Origin of the sequence: Vibrio sinensis (genome assembly GCF_003605645.1) — a bacterium.
GTDB classification, from domain to species: Bacteria; Pseudomonadota; Gammaproteobacteria; order Enterobacterales; family Vibrionaceae; genus Vibrio; species Vibrio sinensis.
Map to the genome: position 1 here is coordinate 1 of NZ_QVMU01000149.1, position 487 is coordinate 487.

Annotated in this window: 1 pseudogene; it reads left to right on the forward strand. The window is 46.6% G+C overall.

Going from position 1 to position 487, the window contains the following annotated elements:
- A pseudogene (locus DZ860_RS24010) lies at positions 1-487 on the forward strand (bifunctional acetaldehyde-CoA/alcohol dehydrogenase); the annotation flags it as partial.

The following is a 487-nucleotide window of genomic DNA, read 5'->3' on the forward strand; positions in this document are numbered from 1 at the left end:
GTGCTTCTGAGCAAGCTGTTATCGTAATGGATGAAGTATATGACGAAGTGAAAGCGCGTTTCGCTTCTCACAAAGGTCACGTACTAAGCAAAGCTGACGCAGATAAAGTTCGTAAAGTTCTTCTTATCGATGGCGCACTAAACGCGAAAATCGTAGGTCAACCTGCAACTGCAATCGCTGAAATGGCGGGTGTTAAGGTGCCTGCTGATACTAAGATCCTTGTCGGTGAAGGCCTAGGTGAAGTATCGATCGATGACGAATTTGCTCACGAAAAACTATCTCCAACTCTGGGTATGTTCCGCGCGACTTCTTTCGAGAACGCAGTAGACCAAGCCGTTAAAATGGTTGAAATCGGTGGTATCGGTCACACATCTGGTCTTTACACTAACCAAGACGTGAACGCAGACCGCATCCGTTACTTCGGTGACAAGATGAAGACTGCACGTATTCTTATCAACATTCCTACAACTCACGGCGGTATCGGTGA